16 protein-coding genes and 1 riboswitch are annotated in these 16,442 nt (G+C 70.3%); of the genes, 8 read left to right on the top strand and 8 right to left on the bottom strand.

Annotated features, from left to right (window positions below):
* Positions 1-68 precede the first annotated feature (68 nt).
* Complete coding sequence (locus LPC04_RS20005; RefSeq protein WP_275684043.1) at positions 69-1,007, top strand: alpha/beta hydrolase; 939 nt, start codon at positions 69-71, stop codon at positions 1,005-1,007.
* A gap of 3 nt (positions 1,008-1,010) precedes the next feature.
* Here LPC04_RS20005 and LPC04_RS20000 read toward each other — a convergent pair whose 3' ends face one another.
* On the bottom strand, positions 1,011-1,517 hold the full coding sequence (locus tag LPC04_RS20000; RefSeq protein ID WP_275684042.1) for a 6,7-dimethyl-8-ribityllumazine synthase: 507 nt from the start codon (positions 1,515-1,517) through the stop codon (positions 1,011-1,013).
* Between the two features lie 97 nt (positions 1,518-1,614).
* Positions 1,615-1,770, bottom strand: a riboswitch (FMN riboswitch).
* Between the two features lie 153 nt (positions 1,771-1,923).
* On the opposite strand from LPC04_RS20000, the gene LPC04_RS19995 reads away from it, so the two are divergent.
* Both LPC04_RS19995 and LPC04_RS19990 read left to right on the top strand, forming a co-directional pair.
* Positions 1,924-2,937, top strand: a complete 1,014-nt coding sequence (locus LPC04_RS19995) for a M35 family metallo-endopeptidase (RefSeq protein ID WP_275684041.1) — start codon at positions 1,924-1,926, stop codon at positions 2,935-2,937.
* The gene (locus LPC04_RS19990; protein ID WP_275684040.1) at positions 2,934-3,392 is read left to right on the top strand and encodes a hypothetical protein; all 459 of its coding nucleotides are present in this window, start codon (positions 2,934-2,936) and stop codon (positions 3,390-3,392) included. The genes LPC04_RS19995 and LPC04_RS19990 overlap by 4 nt, the downstream gene beginning before the upstream one ends.
* 4 nt (positions 3,393-3,396) lie before the next feature.
* Here the strand turns inward: LPC04_RS19990 and LPC04_RS19985 are convergent, their stop codons facing one another.
* The 3 genes from LPC04_RS19985 to LPC04_RS19975 all read right to left on the bottom strand — a co-directional run bounded on the left by LPC04_RS19985 (position 3,397) and on the right by LPC04_RS19975 (position 7,149).
* On the bottom strand, positions 3,397-4,242 hold the full coding sequence (locus LPC04_RS19985) for a PA4780 family RIO1-like protein kinase (RefSeq protein WP_275684039.1): 846 nt from the start codon (positions 4,240-4,242) through the stop codon (positions 3,397-3,399).
* A gap of 37 nt (positions 4,243-4,279) precedes the next feature.
* A complete protein-coding gene (locus tag LPC04_RS19980) occupies positions 4,280-5,782 on the bottom strand; it encodes a S10 family peptidase (protein ID WP_275684038.1) in 1,503 nt (500 codons plus the stop codon).
* A gap of 614 nt (positions 5,783-6,396) precedes the next feature.
* Entirely contained in the window at positions 6,397-7,149 is a 753-nt protein-coding gene (locus LPC04_RS19975; protein WP_275684037.1) for a 2OG-Fe dioxygenase family protein, read from the bottom strand.
* A 167-nt stretch (positions 7,150-7,316) separates the two neighbouring features.
* On the opposite strand from LPC04_RS19975, the gene LPC04_RS19970 reads away from it, so the two are divergent.
* The 3 genes from LPC04_RS19970 (at position 7,317) to LPC04_RS19960 (ending at position 11,290) form a co-directional block, all read left to right on the top strand.
* On the top strand, positions 7,317-10,397 hold the full coding sequence (locus tag LPC04_RS19970) for a PAS domain-containing protein (RefSeq protein ID WP_275684036.1): 3,081 nt from the start codon (positions 7,317-7,319) through the stop codon (positions 10,395-10,397).
* Positions 10,394-10,711: a hypothetical protein gene (locus tag LPC04_RS19965; RefSeq protein WP_275684035.1), complete on the top strand. Its 318-nt coding sequence runs from the start codon at positions 10,394-10,396 to the stop codon at positions 10,709-10,711. Before LPC04_RS19970 ends, LPC04_RS19965 begins: the two co-directional genes overlap by 4 nt.
* Positions 10,712-10,960: 249 nt before the next feature.
* Positions 10,961-11,290, top strand: a complete 330-nt coding sequence (locus LPC04_RS19960; RefSeq protein WP_275684034.1) for a hypothetical protein — start codon at positions 10,961-10,963, stop codon at positions 11,288-11,290.
* A 79-nt stretch (positions 11,291-11,369) separates the two neighbouring features.
* Here LPC04_RS19960 and LPC04_RS19955 read toward each other — a convergent pair whose 3' ends face one another.
* Together LPC04_RS19955 and LPC04_RS19950 are read right to left on the bottom strand one after the other, a co-directional pair.
* Entirely contained in the window at positions 11,370-11,837 is a 468-nt protein-coding gene (locus LPC04_RS19955; RefSeq protein ID WP_275684033.1) for an SRPBCC family protein, read from the bottom strand.
* Positions 11,834-12,157: an ArsR/SmtB family transcription factor gene (locus tag LPC04_RS19950; protein WP_275684032.1), complete on the bottom strand. Its 324-nt coding sequence runs from the start codon at positions 12,155-12,157 to the stop codon at positions 11,834-11,836. Before LPC04_RS19950 ends, LPC04_RS19955 begins: the two co-directional genes overlap by 4 nt.
* A 178-nt stretch (positions 12,158-12,335) precedes the next feature.
* On the opposite strand from LPC04_RS19950, the gene LPC04_RS19945 reads away from it, so the two are divergent.
* Both LPC04_RS19945 and LPC04_RS19940 read left to right on the top strand, forming a co-directional pair.
* Positions 12,336-12,485 carry a hypothetical protein gene (locus LPC04_RS19945; RefSeq protein WP_275684031.1) on the top strand — a complete coding sequence of 50 codons (150 nt, stop codon included), beginning with the start codon at positions 12,336-12,338 and terminating at the stop codon, positions 12,483-12,485.
* 35 nt (positions 12,486-12,520) lie between these two features.
* Positions 12,521-12,667 carry a hypothetical protein gene (locus tag LPC04_RS19940; protein WP_275684030.1) on the top strand — a complete coding sequence of 49 codons (147 nt, stop codon included), beginning with the start codon at positions 12,521-12,523 and terminating at the stop codon, positions 12,665-12,667.
* 3 nt (positions 12,668-12,670) lie between these two features.
* Here the strand turns inward: LPC04_RS19940 and LPC04_RS19935 are convergent, their stop codons facing one another.
* A complete protein-coding gene (locus LPC04_RS19935; protein WP_275684029.1) occupies positions 12,671-15,031 on the bottom strand; it encodes a glycoside hydrolase family 31 protein in 2,361 nt (786 codons plus the stop codon).
* Between the two features lie 197 nt (positions 15,032-15,228).
* Positions 15,229-16,203, bottom strand: a complete 975-nt coding sequence (locus LPC04_RS19930) for a hypothetical protein (RefSeq protein WP_275684028.1) — start codon at positions 16,201-16,203, stop codon at positions 15,229-15,231.
* Between the last annotated feature and the right edge of the window lie 239 nt (positions 16,204-16,442).

The following is a 16,442-nucleotide window of genomic DNA, read 5'->3' as shown; positions in this document are numbered from 1 at the left end:
CGACATGTCGCCGCCGCACCGGCGGCGCGGCGCGATGCGATCATCCCGGCCATGCCAAGGAACTCGCCATGACCCGCCTGCGTTGCCTGACCATCCTCGCCGCATTGCTCGCCCTGCTCGACACGTCGCCCGCGTCCGCGCAGTCCGACCCGACCACGCCCGCGCCGCATCGTTTCGAACGCCTGCGCGAGCGCCTGGCCGAGAGCCTCGACGACGGCACCGACTCCGACCAGGCCGCGCGCAGCGCACCGGCGGGCGCGCGCATCGTCGCCGACGTCGCATACGGCCCCGATCCGGCGCAGCGCTTCGACGTCTTCGTGCCGACCCGGCCCGCCGCCGGTGCCGCGCCGGTGGTCTTCTTCGTCCACGGCGGCGGCTGGGCGCGCGGCGACAAGGCCAACGCCCGTGTGCTGGAGCCCAAGGTGGCCCATTGGGTCGGCCAGGGCTATGTCGTGATCTCCGCCAACTACCGCATGCTGCCGACGCCCGTCGCGCAGCAGGCCGAGGACGTCGCCGCCGCGATCGCGTCCGCGCAATCGCGCGCCGCGTCATGGGGCGGCGACCCGGCGCGCTTCATCCTGATGGGCCACTCGGCGGGCGCGCATTTGGTGGCGCTGGTCGCCGCCGGCGCCCCCACTGCCGCGAAGCCGCAGCCGTGGCGCGGCGCCGTGCTGCTGGACAGCGCCGCGCTCGATGTGCCCGTCATCATGGAACACCGCCACCTCGGCCTCTACGACCGCGCGTTCGGCACCGACCCGGCGCGATGGACGGCCGTGTCGCCGATTGCACAGCTCGCGCGAGCGACGGCGCCGATGCTGGCCGTGTGCTCGTCGCGCCGGCGCGAATCCTGCGGCCAGGCCGATCGCTTCGCGGCGAAGGCGAATGGCCTGGGCGGCCAGGTGCGCGTGCTGCGCGAGGACCTGTCGCACATGCAGATCAACGCGACGCTGGGCGCCGCGTCGGACTACACGACGCAGGTCGACGCATTCATGCAGTCGCTGCGCTGAACGTCAGCGCGCCAGCGCCATGTCGACGCGCCGCAGGCCGGCGATCGTCTCGATGCAGGCCCGCGCCACCTCGACGCCCTTCTTGACGAAGTGCTCGCTGAAGAAGCGCTGGTGCTCCTCGTGCTCGTGGAAGTCGCGCGGCGTCAGCACCGCGGACATCACCGGCACGTCGGTGTCGAGCTGCACGCGCATCAGCGCGTCGATCACGGCCGCGGCGACGAACTCGTGGCGGTAGATGCCGCCGTTGACGACGAGGCCGCAGGCGACGATGGCGTCGTAGCGCCCCGAACGCGCGAGCTTCTGCGCCAGCAACGGGATCTCGAAGGCGCCGGGCACCTCGAATTGCTCGACCTGGCCCGGCGGTGTCGGACTTCGGTGCAGCTCGGCGAGCAAGGACTGCTTGGCCTTGTCGACGATGTCCGAATGCCAGGTGGCGCAGATCACCGCGATGCGGGCCGGATGGCTCGCGCCGGCGACGGCGGAAAGATGCGTGGTAGTCATCTGATTCATGGTTCTCTCTCGAGTGAGCGGGTTGCCAGAATCAGGGCGCGCGATAACGCAGCGGCTGCATGTCCCGCTTCGCGCAGGCATGCAGCAGCTCACACTGTCGCGTTTCTCTTTCATCCGGACTGTGACCGTCGGCCCTGGCATCGCACCAGGTCTGCTGACCCTTCGCTCGAAGGGACGCGAAGGCGCTCGCGGGCTCCCGCGACGAATCACGGATACCGCCGGTGGGGAATTTCGCCCCGCCCTGAGAACGCGTCCGTCATGTGAACGGACGAGCGCATTCTACGAAGGCGCGCGCGAGCGGGGTGTCGCGGGGGTTACTGGGCCGGATCGACGGCGACCTGGGGAGAGACCGCGTCGCTGCCGCTCCCTAGAATTTCCGATTCATCTGCACGACGAGGATTGGTCCATGAACGTGTTCAGCGAGGTCTACGAGAAGAGCGTCGAGATGCTCAAGACACCCCAGTTGCATGCCGACTGGGCGGGCGTCGAATCGGGCCTGCGCGAGTTGCTGCTGCCCGATGGCCCGACACCGAGCAAGTGCGCGGTGCTGGACGACCTGCGGGGTCGCCTGGTCGCCGCGGCGAAGAAGGCCGGCGGCTCGGCCGCGAAGGCCGCGGGCAACGAGATCGTCCGCGCGAGCCAGGCCGCCAAGCCCGATTTCCAGGATCGTGCCGCGCTCGTCAAGCAGATGAAGCACTTCTACATGGTCGCCAAGAAGGGCAACCAGAGCATCTGGGTCGTCGACCAGCCCAAGAGCTACGGCGAATGGGACTTCGAGCTGTTCGACGGCAAGAGCGCCGTCGACCTGCCGGCGCTCCTCGCGCAGAACGAGGAGGTCTTCGGCGCGTCGAATCGCAAGATGATGTCGGACGCGCTGCAGCTGGCGCGCAAGTGGAGCGCGGACACCGAGGTCAAGCTGGGCGGCAAGTCCACCGCCGTCGATGCCGCCATCCGCCGCTGGTTCCTGCTGGAAGGCGCGGCGGATGCGGACGTGGCGAGCGTGCGCACCGCGCTGCAGGCCGGCTTCAGGAAGATCACGGCGGCCTGCAATTCCGGCAAGATCATCTTCTCCGACCGCCCGAAGCTGCGCACCAGCGGGGACTACGATTCCACCTACGCGTCCGTCAACGGCCGCGACGCCATGCCGGTCATCTACATCTACCAGCTGTTCCTCAAGACGGGCAAGCGCAACAAGCTGGGCAACATTCCCAAGCTGTGGCTGTGCGCGCTCACCATCGTGCACGAGCTGAGCCACAAGCTCGTGGCGACGGAGGACAAGCGCTACGACTACGAAGGCCTCAGGCCCAGCGCGTCCTTCCCGCCCGCGACGGCGTTGATCAACGCCGACAGCTGGGCCTATTTCTGCGGCGACGTGCTCGGCGCAGTGCCGAAGTCCGCGGTCAAGGAAGCGCTGTCGTGACGGCTTCCGTCCGGCTGTCCGCATTCGCCGCGCTGGCCGTCGCCGGCTGCGTGGCCACCACGCCCTCCCTCCAGGCCAGCGAGTCGCTCGCCGAGCCCGCACCGACAAAGGAACACTCCATGGAATCCGCCAAGCGCCGCGCGCCCGCCGCCAAGCCCGTCGTCGTCAAGGGCATCCGCTACGAGCAGATGCGCCGGGCCAAGGATCACGGCTTCACGCAGAGCGGCGGGGTGATCGCCGCCGTCGACGAGAAGAGCGACAAGATCCTGTGGTCCGTCCAGCTGTACAAGATCGAATACGACGCAGCCGAGGAGCAGGACGCGCAGGAGGTCTACGTCAAGGAGCTGGCGCTGGACAAGTCCGGCCACGCGCTGCTGGCGACGGACGAGCGCAAGCGGGTCTGGGCGATCGACCTCGCGACGCATGCCGTCACGCAGGTGAGCGGCGCGCACTGACGGATCAGCCGCCCGCCATCCGCCGCAGGCGCTCGTTCTCTTCCTCGCGCGTGTCCTCGATCTCGCGCATCACGGCGCGCAGGTCGACGGCGCCCTGCTTGTGCTCGTAGCGGCCCGTCAGCGGCGTGTCCACGGTCAGCGAGCCCGCCACGTACAGCGACCAGATCTCCGCGCCGTACTCGCTCTTGCGCAGCTCCGGCGCGAAGCGGCCGAAGAAGGCGGCGAGGTTCCCGACGTCGCGCATCAGCATGCGCTCCGCGTGGTTGTTGCCGGCGGCGTCGACGGCCTGGGGCAGGTCGATGATGACCGGGCCGTCCTCGGCCAGCAGGATGTTGAACTCGGACAGGTCGCCGTGCACGACGCCCGCGGCGAGCATGCGCACGGCCTCCGTGACCAGCGTCGCGTGGTGGCGGCGCGCGTCCTCGGGCGTGAACTCGCAGTCGTTCAGGCGCGGCGCGGCGTCGCCGTCGGCGTCGGTCACGAGCTCCATCAGCAGCACGCCGTCGTGGAAGTTGACCGGCCTGGGCACGCGCACGCCCGCGCCCGCGAGGCGGTAGAGCGCGTCGACCTCGGCGTTCTGCCAGGCCTCCTCCTGCTTCTCGCGGCCGAACTTCGTGCCCTTGGCCATCGCGCGCGCCTGGCGCGAGTTCTTGACCTTGCGGTTCTCGGTGTAGTCGACGGCCTGGCGGAAGCTGCGCTGCGTCGCCTCCTTGTAGACCTTGGCGCACAGCGTCTCGCCGCCCGAGCGCACGACGAACACCATCGCCTCCTTGCCGCTCATGAGCTGGCGCACGACGGTGTCGATCAGCCCTTCGTCGACGAGGGGCTGCAATCTTTTCGGGGGTTTCATCGACGCATTGTCCGCTGCGCCGACGAATGCGCCCCGCTCAGGCCAGCCAGGCGGCCAGGTCCTTCTTCAACTTGGACAGGTCCTCGTCGCGCGTGTACATCATGTGGCCCGCGTCGTAGTACTTGTGCGTGACGCGCTGGCGCACTTCGGAGGGGATGTCCAGCTGCGCCAGCGACCAGTCGCTCGCGGTGGACGGCGTGCCCAGGTCGTAGTGCCCGCTGGCCACGAGCACCTTGAGGTGCGGATTGCGCCGCAGCGCGCGCGACAGGTCGGGGCTGGTGCAGCAGAACGAGTTGCCCTGGTTGTCGCCGCGGCTCCAGTTCCAGTGCTTGTTGGTTTCCATGGACAGCACCTCGTACGGCCACGCCGGGTCGAAGCCGAGCGTGCCGATGAAGTAGCCCATGCCGGCCATCGTGTACGGGCCGACCAGCGATTCCATGCCCGGATCGAAGTCCCACTCGTGCGTGCGCGTCAGGCCCATCGGCCCGGCGACGCGCGCCTCGAGGCGGCCGACGATCTGGCCGCGATCGCGCAGCAGCTCGGTGAAGAACGTGTTGTCGGAGATGCGCAGGTTGCGATGCTCGATGAGCGTCGGCGACAGCCCGGTGAGTTCGCTCATCCGCTTGGCCGCCTTGGCGCGTTCGTCGTGCGTGGCGCGCGCGCCGCGGTGCAGCACGCGCAGGTAGTCGGCGTCGACGAACTCGGTGGCGAGCGCGCGCGCGGCCTCCGGCGACTTGGACTGCGGCCCCTTGAGGCAGCCGTGGTACTGCGCCACGCCCGCATACGCCGGCAGGTACAGCGCGTACGGCAGGTCGTTGCGCGCCTCGAAGACGATGGATTGCAGGTCCATCGCGCACGAGATCAGGATCAGCCCCGCCAGCGACACGCCTTGCTCCGCGAGCTTGTCGGCGATCGCCGCGCCGCGCGTCGTGCCGTAGCTCTCGCCGGCGACGTAGATCGGCGAGGTCCAGCGCTGGTGGCGCGACAGCCACTGGCGCATCACGTCGGTCAGGCAGGCGACGTCGCCGTCGACAGACAGCAGCTTCTTGCGCGCGTCGTCGCTCGCGGTGATGGAGTAGCCGGTGTGCGGCGGGTCGACGAAGACGAGGTCGAAGTGCTCGAACCAGCTGAGCGGGTTGTCCTCGACTTCGTAGGGCGGCGGCAGCATCGAGCCGTCGTTGCCGATGCGCAGGCGCTTCGGCCCGAGCGCGCCCAGCTGCAGCCAGATCGACGCCGACCCCGGGCCGCCGTTGAACGCGAAGCAGACGGGACGCGGCTTGCCCTCGCCTGACTTGCGCTCGAGCTGGTAGGCCGTGGTGAACACGGCCGCCTCGGGCTCGCCGCGCTTGTCGGTCTGCGAGGCGTCGACCACGGGGATGAACGCGCCCTCGACCTTGTAGTCCAGCTTCCTGCCGCCCAGCTTGATCGTCCCGGTGCTGCGCATCGGGGCGGCGCGCAGCAGGCGCTCGACCGCGTCGCGTTGCGCCTGCTTGGGCTTGTCGCCGGCGGTCTTGTCGGCGGAGGCGGTGGAATCGGTCATGGGCTCCCCAATGTCGATGTGGTCGAACATTGTGGCGTGCCCGCCGCCGCGCGGCCATTCGGCCGAATCCGATCAGGGATTTGACTCGTACTCGGTGGATCGGCCCAGCCAGGCCGCCTGTTGAGCGAGCCTCGAGCTGAACGGCCTCGAGGCTTTTCGAGCGGCCCCGGGGCGTCCATCGCCTCGGGGCCTTTTTTGCATTTCGGGCCCGGGAGTCAACCAGCTGAACCTCCGGTTGGGGTCAAACCTCGGGTCGGGGTCATCGGGTTGGGGTCAGGTCTTGCCTTTTGCCCCGGGCGTGGGGTCACGCGGGTTGGGGTCAGGTCTTGCCTTTTGCCCCGGGCGTGGGGTCAGGTCTTGCCTTTTGCCTCCATTTCACCGGGCGTCAGCAAACATTCGGCGTGCAATTTCCAAGTCGCCAACACTCGTTCCCGTGCGCGAAGCGTCGCGCCTTGCGCCTATGTCAGGCGAGGCAAAAGGCAAGACCTGACCCCAGCGTACAGGCAAAAGGCAAGACCTGACCCCACGGAATGACCCCACGGAATGTGACCCCACGGAGCGGATGACCCCACGGCGTGCGCCGCGTCAGTTCGCCGCGGCCTCGGAGGCGCCGCCTATTTGGGCCCCTGGAAACCGTCGGCGCGGAACGTCAGCACCAGCGTGTCGCGCCAGCCGGGCTCGCCGGTCTTCAGGGGCTGGATCGGCGTCGTCTCGTGGATGACGCGCGCATCGTCGAGCAGCACCGTCGTCCACGGGTCGGACAGCGTGAAGCGCAGGCCCGCGCTCGCCGCCGCCTGGAACACGCGCGTCTCGCCGCCCTTGATGCCGTGGCGCGCGACCAGCGTCACGCCGACCAGGTCGACGCCGTCGCGATGCGCGCCTTCGGGCGTCGGCCGGCCGATGCCGTTGGCCGTGTCGATGCGGAAAGGATGCGCCTCGACGAACCAGCGCTGCGCGCCCCGCAGCGCCGACGCGCGCGCGGCCAGCGCCACCAGCAGCCGACGCCAGGCCGGGTCGCCGGCCAGGCCGGCTTCGATCTGCTCGAAGTGGCGCTCGATGCCGCCGTGCAGCGCGTTGTAGTCGACCGGCTGCCAGTGCGGACGCGGCGGCGCGGCGGTCACCTCGTCGCCGTCGACGACAAAGGCGCCATGGCGGCGCTGGCGGTACTTGCCGCCATCGAGCAGGTAGGCGTCGGGCGGCAGCCTGTCCCAGTACGGCAGCCAGGCGTCGAGCGCGGCCAGCGGCATGCCGACCAGCGTGGCGACGTCCTGCGGCCCGACGACGGCGAAGCCGGTGGCCGCGAGAGCGGCATCGACATCGCCCGCGGGCGTCAGCGGCGGCGGGATCAGGGCGTTCGGATCGGACATGGGCGTGCGGTGTGTGGGAGTCGTAAGGACACGTAAAGACGCTGGCAACGGCGTCGCCGGCGCGGAAAGCTGGGCCAGCGTGGTCCCATTCTCGCGCCTGCCGCGGATTCCGCGCAGCGGAGGCCCGGCGGTAGACTGGGCCCGTTCCATCGCTCCAAAGCCACCCCATGTCCGCACCCGAGGGCTTCTCCAGATCGAACGTCGCGGCGGCGGCGTCCGGGCCGGACGATGCCGTCGACGCGCTCCACGCGTGGGCGCGCGTGGCGCCGGTGGCGCTCGCGGCGATCGCGTGCGACGGCGTCGTCGCCTGGGTCAACCCGGCGTTCGAGCGCCTCACCGGCTTCGCCGCGGCGCAGGCGGTGGGCAGCGCCATCGAACCCCTGCTCGACGCCGCGGCCCCGCCGTGGCTGCCGCCGGCGGGCGAGCTGGCGCGGCGCCGCCTGCTGCGCCAGGACGGCGTGCCGCTGGCCTGCGACGCGCAGGTCGACCCCATCGCCGGCGGCCAGCGCCTGCTGACGCTGATCCCGCGCGACGTCGAAGCCGACCAGGACGCCGAGATCCGCCGCCTGGTCGCGCTGCTGGACTTCGTGCAGACGCACGCGCGCATCGGCCTGTGGGAGCGCAACGTGCGCACGCAGGAGGGCCGCTGGGATCCGCACATGTTCCGCTTCTTCGGCATCGACCCGCGCCGCGGCACGCCGTCGATCGCACAGGTCGCGCAGTCCAGCGTGCCGCAGGATCGGCTGTTCCAGGCGCTCACGGAGTCGATGTCCGCGCCCGGCACGTACTCGCACCGCTACCGACTGTTCACCGACACCGGCGCGCTGCGCCGCGTGCAGGCGCACTGGCAGGTGTTCCCGGACGCCGGCGGCCAGCCCGATCACGTCGTGGGCCTCGTGATGGACGACACCGAGACCTTCGAGCTTGCGTCGTCGGTCGACGAGGCCAGCGCGCAGCTGCAGTTGGCGACCGAGCTGGCCGACGTCTCGATGTGGCGCCACGACCTGGTGACGCAACGCGTCTTCCTCAACGGCCGCGCCGCGCAGGTGATGGGCATGGAGGCGCGTCCCGAGGGCGTGCCGATCGCCGAGATGCGCCAGCGCATCCATCCCGACGACCTGCCGGAGGTGCTCGCCACGCACGAGCGCGCGCTGCGCGCGACGCAGCCCGAGGACATGCAGGCCCGCTACCTCGGCCGCGACGGCCAGTGGCACCACATCTTCACGCGCCGCATCACGCAGCGCGACGGCTTCGGCACGCCGGTCGCGCTGAGCGGCGTCGCGCTCGACATCACCGAGCAGATGGAACGCCTGCAGCGCACCGACGAGCTGGCGCGCCGGCTCGACGACGTCACCGCGACGTCGGGCATCGGCGTGTGGCGCGTGCTGCGCGACGACAGCAGCGCCGAATGGAACGCGCAGATGTACGCCATGGCCGGCGTGCCGCCAGGCCAGCCCGGCCCGGGGTTCGGCGAATGGGTCGATCGCTACGTGCATCCCGACGACCGCGAGCGCGTCAACCTCGAGGTGCGCCAATGGATCGCGCAGCCCGACGCGCCGCTGGAGATCGCGCACCGCGTCCTGCATGCCGACGGCCAGGTGCGCCACGTCGTGTCGCGGGCGCGGATCGAGCCCGAGGGCAGCCCGTACCGGGCCTCGGGCGTCGCCATCGACGTCACCGAGCGCGAGCTCGCGCTGGCCGCGTTGCGCCAGGCCACGGAGCGCAGCGCGCTGGCCACGCGCGCGGCCGGCATCGGCATCTGGGAGTGGGACAGCGACGCCGGCGTCACGCGCTGGGACGACGAGATGTTCGTGCTGCGCGGCCATGCGCCGCGATCGACGCCCCCCAGCTTCGAGGAGATGACGGCGTGGGTGCATCCCGACGACCGCGCCTACGTCAACGACCAGATCCAGAGCGCGCGCGTCGACGACCGCGCGGCGTACTACGAATTCCGCATCCTGCGCGCCGACGGCCAGGTGCGCTGGCTCGCCTCGCGCTCGCTGCCGGTGCGCGACGAACGCGGGCGCACGCGGCTGCGCCTGGGCGTGAACTGGGACATCACCGAGGCCCACGAGGCCGCCGCCGCGCGCCACGAGCGCGAGCTGGTGCTGCGCGAGAGCCAGGCCAAGTCCGAGCTGCTCGCGCGCATGAGCCACGAGCTGCGCACGCCGATGAACGCGGTGCTGGGCTTCACGCGGCTGCTGCTGGCCGACGACTGCGCGAACGACTGCAGCGCCGAGGCCGCGGCCACCCGCCAGGCGCGCCTGGAGCACATCCACTCGGCCGGCGAGCACCTGCTGACGCTGATCAACAACGTGCTGGAGCTGTCGCGCCTGGACGGCCCCGCACGCGACGTGGTGCTGCAGCCGGTGCTGCTGGCCAGCCTCATCGAGCAGACGCTGCCGCTGGTCGAGGGCCTTGCGATCCAGCACGGCGTGACGATCGTGGCGCCGCCCAGCCCGCTGCACGTGCGCGCCGACGCCACGCGTCTGAAGCAGGTGCTGGTCAACCTGCTGACGAACGCGATCAAGTACAACCGGCCCGGCGGCAGCGTGCGGCTCGAGGTGACGCCCGAGGCCGGCCGCGTGCTGATCCGCGTGTCGGACGACGGCGTGGGCATGACGCCCGAGCAGCAGACGCATGCGTTCGAGCCGTTCAACCGCGCCGGGGCCGAGCGCGACGGCATCGAGGGGACCGGCATCGGCCTGACCATCGTCAAGGCGCTGGTCGAAGGCATGGGCGGACGCATCGCCGTGCACAGCGCGCGCGGCGTGGGCAGCGTGTTCGAGGTGGTGCTGGACGCCGCCGCCGACTCCGGGCCGCTCGCGCTGCCGTCGCGCCGCCTGCTCTACATCGAGGACAACGCCGTCAACGTGATGATCGTCAGCGAGCTGGTGCGCCGGCACCGCGGCATCGAGTTCGACAGCATGCCCGACGGCGCCAGCGGCGTCGCGCGCGCGGCGCAGACGCTGCCCGGGCTGACGCTGGTCGACATGCAGCTGCCCGACATCGACGGCCTCGAGGTGCTCGCACGCCTGCGCGCCGATCCGGCCACCGCGGCGCTGCGCGTGATCGCGCTGTCGGCCAACGCGATCCCCGCCGACATCCAGCGCGCGCTCGACGCCGGCTTCGACGACTACTGGACCAAGCCGCTGGACTTCCACGTGTTCAACGCGACGCTCGACGAGGTCTTCGGTAGCGCGGGGCGGGCGCGGGACGAGATCGCGCCGACGGCGCCCGCGGCATGACGACGCTCGCCATCCTCACCGTCGACCTCAGCGACAACGACGAGGGCGTCTTCACGATCGAGGCCCTCGCCTCCACGTCCGCCCGGCACCACGCCGCGGCGCTGGCCGAGGCGCAGCAGGTGCTGGACTGGGCCTGGGATGCCTTCCCGCACACCCACGGCCCCGCCGACGAGGGTGGCGAATGGGATCACGACCTGCAGGTCGTCGACGAGGACGGCGGCTGGCACGCGGTGACGCTCACGCTGACCGGCACGGCCGAGTTCGCGCGCGCATTCGCGCAGGCGTTCGACTTCGGCCGCGACGACGACGCCTGAAGCCGCGAAGGCTGGCTTCGCGAAACGCCCTCGTCGCCATTCCAGGCCTTGCGACGAACTGCGACTTTGGAGCGATGAACTGCAGTGACTCGCCGGTGGGTCCGTCCTAGACTTCTCGTCAGCGGAAATGCAGACGTGCGTGCCGCCGGATACCACTCGACGACCTAACCAGCGTACGAGTCGGACATACATTGCCTGTCGCGGACGGCCGGTCGCGCGGGCTCACCTCACTCGAAATCGGAGATCCCCATGAGCAAGTTCCAGAGCAAGGCGCAGCGCGCCACCACCGCCATCGCCGTCGCGGCCGTGCTGGCCGCCGGCCTGCTGACCACCACCGCGTCGATGGCCAGCGCGTTCGACAACAAGATGCAGTCGGTCATCGCCCATGTGAAGGCCGACCCGAACTACAAGAGCATCCCGCTCGCCACCACGAGCGACCGCGAGTGGTTCTTCAACGAGTGCGAGGCGCTCTACAAGAACAAGATCACCAAGGAGCAGTACATGGCCGACGGCGCCAAGCAGTTCCCCGGCTACGAAGCCTCGTTCGCCGAAGTGGCGGACCTGCTGACCAAGGCCTGACCTCGTCCATCCTCGCGCGCGGGCGCGTCCCGCGCGCGCGGCGGCGCCCGTCACCCGGTGACCGGCGCCGCTTTCTCTTTCAGGCCGCGTGCGCGGCCGGCTTCATCAGGATCTCGCCGGTCTCGACCAGCGACTTGAGGTTGGACAGGATGCGCGGCCAGCCGCCCGACACCGCGCCGATGAAGGCGGAGTCGGCGCGTTCGATGCTGTGCGTGATGCTCAGCTTGACCACCGGCACCTCGACGTCCGCCACCGGCTCCAGCGTCATCGTGCACAGCGCGTCGCCCTCGGCCTTGAACGCCGGGTTCCACTCGTTGCGCCACTTGATGACCAGGCGCCGCGGCGGGTCGGACTCGAGGATCTCGCCCGAGTCCGCGAGGCGGCCGTCGGCGTACCTCAGCGCCCATGGCGATCCGGCCGTCCACGCGCTTTCGCACGACGCGCCGAACCAGTACTTCGCGGTGAACTCGCGGTCGGTCAGCGCCGTCCACAGCCGCTCGGGCGTGGTGCGGATGAAGGTGACATAGACGAATTCGGTCTTGTTCATGGCTCTTCGCTTTCCAGGCGTTGTTTGAGGCCGTGCAACGCCTTCAGGCGCGGCACCTCGAATTTCCGGATCCACCGCTCGTAGATGTCGTGCAGCGGCACCGGATTGAGAAAGTGCAGCTTCTCGCGGCCGCGCCGTTGCGTGGTCACCAGGTTGGCCGCCTCCAGCAGGCCGAGGTGCTGCGTGACCGATTGACGCGCCATCGCCAGGTGCTCGCACAGCTCGCCGAGCGTGCGGCCGTCGTGCTCGTGCAGCACGTCCAGCAGCTTGCGCCGGCTAGGGTCGGCGATCGCCTTGAAGAGGAGGTCGGAGTCGTTCATGCAGCCCTTGGACTGCACGGACTATATGCAGGCATTTACCTGCATGTCAAGCGAAACCGGCGGGCCGCCTTCAGAACGTTTCAGACCGCTTTCAGGACGCTGCAGGACGCGGCGGGGGTGCGAGGAACACAGTTCATCCATCGACAACGTGTTTCCCAAACCTCACCAGGAGCCGACCATGATCGCCACTACCCGCACCCAACGCCTCGTCGCCGCCTTCGCCTCCGCCGTCACGACGCTGGCGCTGTTCACCGCCGTCGTCGCCCAGGCCCAGCCGCCGGTGGCCGACTCGCTGTTCGCGCAGGCCGGCACCGTCCGCCTCGCCTGATCCGACCCGACGCCCACCCCATCCAGGAGACCGCCATGAACACCACCCGCACCCAACGCCTCGTCGCCGCCTTCGCCTCCGCCATCACGACGCTGGCCCTGTTCACGGCCGTCGTCGCCCAGGCCCAGCCGCCGGTGGCCGACTCGCTGTTCGCGCAGGCCGCCGCCGTTCGCGTCGCCTGACGCTCAGACCGTGACGACCGCGCCGCGCGCGATCGCCAGCGGCTGGCCGGCGAAGATCCAGGTGTCGGCCTGCAAGGCCTGGGCGACGTCGCCCGCCGGCAGCTCGACGACCGCGGAGGTCGCGCCGTCGTAGCCGACCACGCGCACGCGCAGCGGCCGCCAGGCCTGCAGCACCTCGACCCGCAGCGCGAGCGCATCGCCCGCGCGCGTCGCGCGAAAGCGCACCACGCCGCGCTCGCCGCGTTGGTGGCCATCGGTGAGGCCGTCGTCGAACGCGTAGTCCAGCACCGCTTCGTCGGCGCAACCCGCGCCGAGGATCGCGTGCAGCTCGATGTCGGACAGGTCGTTGGCCTGCGTCGTGCGCTCGCCGGGCTGCATGGCCAGCAACTGTCCCTCGCGCACGTACAGCGGCGTCGACGCCGCGTCGCTGCGCACGTGGATGCTGCGGCCCGCGGCGACGAAGCGGCCGCTGCACGCGTCCATCCAGCGGCCCGTGCCGGGCAGCGCCACGGTGCGCTGCTGCTGACCCTGGTGCAGCAGCGGTGCCTGCATGATGGCTTGACCGACCATGAACTGGTCGTCGATGCGGTCGAGCTCCAGGCCGTCGGCGTTGTCGAAATCGTGGAACAGCGGGCGCATCACGGCGGTGCCCTCGCGCGCCTGGGCGATCCACAGCTGGTAGAGATACGGCAGCAGCTTGTAGCGCAGCCGCACGAAGTGGCGGATGACCTGCAGCGCCTGCGGCCCGAACTGCCACGGCTCCTGCGCCACCGAGCCCTTGACCGAGTGGTTGCGCAGGAACGGGAACAGCGCGCCGGCCTTGTACCAGGCGATCGCCAGCTCCGCGTCGGCGTGGCCGCCGAAGCCGGGCACGTCAGGGCCGTTGAACGGCAGTCCCGACAGCGCGAGGTTGAGCGTGCACGGGATGGCCAGGCGCAGGTGGTGCCAGTTGCTCCAGTTGTCGCCGGTCCACAGCGCCGTCCAGCGGCTCGATCCGGTGGCCGCGCTGCGCGACAGGATGAAGGGCCGCTCGTCCGGCTTGGCCGCCTTGAAGCCTTCCCAGGTCGCCTGCGCCATGCCGGTCGCATACAGGTTGTGGTACGTCCAGTGGTCCCACTTCCCGTGCTGGAAGCGCATGTCGTCGACCTCGGCGGCGCCGGTGCTCGGGTCGTTCATGTCGATCCACGCGGCGCCGAAACCCCAGTCGCGGAACTGGCGCGCGTAGCCCGCCCACCAGGCGCGGCCCTCGGGCAGCGAGTAGTCGGGGAACCAGGTGCGGCCCGGCCAGACGAAGCCGACGTAGGGCTGCCCTTCCGGGTTCTTGCAGAAGATGCCGGCCTTCGTGCCGCTCTCGGCGACCTCGTAGCCGTCGACGACCTTGACGCCGGGGTCGAGGATGGGCACGACGCGGCGGCCCTTGTCGGCAAGCGCGCGCAACTCGCTCGCGCGGTCGCCGAACTGCGCCGGACTGGTCGTGAAGACCTTGTAGTCGTCCATGTAGTCGATGTCCAGCCACAGGCCGTCGTTGGGGAACTCGTGCTCGTCGAAGGACGCGTCCAGCCACTGCAGGTCGCGCGTGCCGCCATACCCCCAGCGGCATTGGTGATGGCCCAGCGACCACAGCGGCGGCAGCGGCGTGACGCCCACCAGGCGCTGCAGCCGGCGCGTGACCGAGGCCATGCTGTCGCCCGCGATCACGTAGAACGCCGGCACGCCCTCGTCCGCGCCGAACCACAGGCTGGGCGGCGCGCCGAGGTCGTCCTTGCCGCTGAAGAACCAGTTGGAGCCCGTGTCCATGAAGACGTTGCCGGGATGGTCGACCAGCACGCCGATCCAGCGCGCGCCGTCGCGGATCAACAGGTACGGGATCGCGGCGTACTGCGGATCGGCCGCGCCGTCGATGATGACGGGCATCGGGTGGTCGCCCCAGACGTCGAGGTTCCAGAACTTGGTGCGCTTGCCCGTCTTCTCGAGACCGGTGAGCTTCTCGCCCTGGCCGTAGAAGCGCATGCCCTCGCCGCGCGCCAGTTGCACGAGCCAGGCCTTGCCGCACACGCCCACGCCCGCGCGCGGGACGCCCGCGAGCACGCGCGCGCCCTGCGCGTCCTCGAGCAGCAGCGTGCCGTCGGCGTCGAAGCCGAGACGATGCGTGGACGCGCCCGCGAACGCGTCGTCGTGCATGCGCAGCAGGCGCGGATCGAGCGGCCAGCGCGCGTCGTCGCGCAGCTCGACGTGGAACACGTCCTCGCCGAGGTCGCGCACGCACGGGCGCAGCGGCGCGGCGTCGCCGAGCTGGAGCGACTCGCCGGCGTGGCCGGTGGCGAAGCGGAAGTTCGACGGGTGGCGGATCTTCTGGAAATACACGGCGGCGTCCTGGAGCGGCAATGAACGCGCGCAGTCTAGCGCCGCAGGTTACGGCGCGGGTACGGTGCTCCAGAAACGACAACGCCGCGCTTCGCTGTCGCGGGCGCGGCGAGGGTGACTGCCCTCTCGGCGACGACGGGCCCGGCCTCAGGAGGGGTCGGCCGGACCGTGTCGGTCACCGAGAGGGCGCCACGAACTCAGTTCGATTCGACGAATTGGATGTACGGCGTCGCGCCGGACACGCCCGAGCAGCTGCGCAGGGTCAGGTTGTTGGTCTCGCCCGTGGTGCCGGCGTTGGAGGCGCAGGTCGGCGCGGTGGTCGAGCCGTGCGTGACCGCCACCTTCACCGTCACCGACGAGCCCGAGTTGAACGTGGCCTTGGAGCCGCCGCCGTCGCCGATGATGTTGAACTCGGCCTGCTTCCAGGCGGTGGCCAGGTAGGTCACGCTGTCCCGGCCGGTGGTGCTGTAGGCCTTGCTGCCCGCCGTGAACACGAGCGTGTCGTTGCCGCCGTTGACCGCCGTGCCCGACAGCTTCAGCGTCGCCAGCGACGTGATGGGCTCCTTGGGCACCGTCACCGCGGCGCTGTTCTTGTAGCAGCTGCCCTGGTACGCGTTCCAGCCGCTCGGGCAGCTGTTGCCGTAGTCGATCAGCCAGTACTGCATGAAGGCCGCGGTCTCCGACGACGAATACACGAACTGCTCCCAGGCGAGGCAGCCGGAGTGTCCGTTGCACGCGGCCGTCGACATGAAGTTGGAGTTGAGCTGGATCGAGTAGACGTTGGAGCTGCCGTCCTTCTCGCTGGTGACGCCGGTCACCGTGGGGAAGGTGCCGACGGCGGCGGACATCAGGTTGGTGACGGTGGCGGCGTAGTCGACGCCGTTGCCCACGGTCTGCGGGCCGCCGCTGCGGTGCGGCACGTAGACCTTGTCCGGCGCGACCGTGCACCTGGCCTCGACCCACACCGCGTTCGGGAATTCGGCTTCGAAGCAGCCCTCGTGCGGCACCGCGGTGCGCGCGATGGTCTCGCGCCAGTTCTCCTGCATCAGGGCCTCGGCGCTGACGGTGGCGACGTCGGGCGTGGCGGTCTGCGCGAAGGCGGTCGGCACGGCGGCGGCCGACAGGACGGCGGCGGCGAACGCGACGCATTGCTTGCGGGTATCGAAGCTCATCACGGATCTCCAGGGAGGGTGGGGTGCGCCAGTGTTCGTTTTCGCGGGCCGGGGCGTCAATGGGGGAAGCGTCAGCGGCGCATACCCATTTCGGGGTACGTCACACCGTATCCAGCGGGACGAACCGGATGCCGATTAGTTTGACTTTCCGCGCGCTTCTAGAGACCCCGACCCACGCCGCCTGCGGCATCTTTCACGGCGCGCGCGTTCCCGCTGCAGGTCCGGGTGCGCCGGCGCCG

It is taken from the genome of Scleromatobacter humisilvae (assembly GCF_023231945.1).
GTDB classification, from domain to species: Bacteria; Pseudomonadota; Gammaproteobacteria; order Burkholderiales; family Burkholderiaceae_C; genus Scleromatobacter; species Scleromatobacter humisilvae.
This window is presented reverse-complemented; position numbering and strand designations above follow the sequence as displayed.

What these genes read in the sequence shown, in the direction of transcription:
- LPC04_RS19955 (WP_275684033.1), bottom strand. Translation starts at nt 11,837, where the DNA reads ATGAACAAGACCGAATTCGTCTATGTCACCTTCATCCGCACCACGCCC.
- LPC04_RS19945 (WP_275684031.1), top strand. Translation starts at nt 12,336, where the DNA reads ATGATCGCCACTACCCGCACCCAACGCCTCGTCGCCGCCTTCGCCTCC.
- LPC04_RS19975 (WP_275684037.1), bottom strand. Translation starts at nt 7,149, where the DNA reads ATGTCCGATCCGAACGCCCTGATCCCGCCGCCGCTGACGCCCGCGGGC.
- LPC04_RS19940 (WP_275684030.1), top strand. Translation starts at nt 12,521, where the DNA reads ATGAACACCACCCGCACCCAACGCCTCGTCGCCGCCTTCGCCTCCGCC.
- LPC04_RS19965 (WP_275684035.1), top strand. Translation starts at nt 10,394, where the DNA reads ATGACGACGCTCGCCATCCTCACCGTCGACCTCAGCGACAACGACGAG.
- LPC04_RS19980 (WP_275684038.1), bottom strand. Translation starts at nt 5,782, where the DNA reads ATGACCGATTCCACCGCCTCCGCCGACAAGACCGCCGGCGACAAGCCC.
- LPC04_RS19950 (WP_275684032.1), bottom strand. Translation starts at nt 12,157, where the DNA reads ATGAACGACTCCGACCTCCTCTTCAAGGCGATCGCCGACCCTAGCCGG.
- LPC04_RS20000 (WP_275684042.1), bottom strand. Translation starts at nt 1,517, where the DNA reads ATGAATCAGATGACTACCACGCATCTTTCCGCCGTCGCCGGCGCGAGC.
- LPC04_RS19960 (WP_275684034.1), top strand. Translation starts at nt 10,961, where the DNA reads ATGAGCAAGTTCCAGAGCAAGGCGCAGCGCGCCACCACCGCCATCGCC.
- LPC04_RS19970 (WP_275684036.1), top strand. Translation starts at nt 7,317, where the DNA reads ATGTCCGCACCCGAGGGCTTCTCCAGATCGAACGTCGCGGCGGCGGCG.
- LPC04_RS19930 (WP_275684028.1), bottom strand. Translation starts at nt 16,203, where the DNA reads ATGAGCTTCGATACCCGCAAGCAATGCGTCGCGTTCGCCGCCGCCGTC.
- LPC04_RS20005 (WP_275684043.1), top strand. Translation starts at nt 69, where the DNA reads ATGACCCGCCTGCGTTGCCTGACCATCCTCGCCGCATTGCTCGCCCTG.
- LPC04_RS19995 (WP_275684041.1), top strand. Translation starts at nt 1,924, where the DNA reads ATGAACGTGTTCAGCGAGGTCTACGAGAAGAGCGTCGAGATGCTCAAG.
- LPC04_RS19985 (WP_275684039.1), bottom strand. Translation starts at nt 4,242, where the DNA reads ATGAAACCCCCGAAAAGATTGCAGCCCCTCGTCGACGAAGGGCTGATC.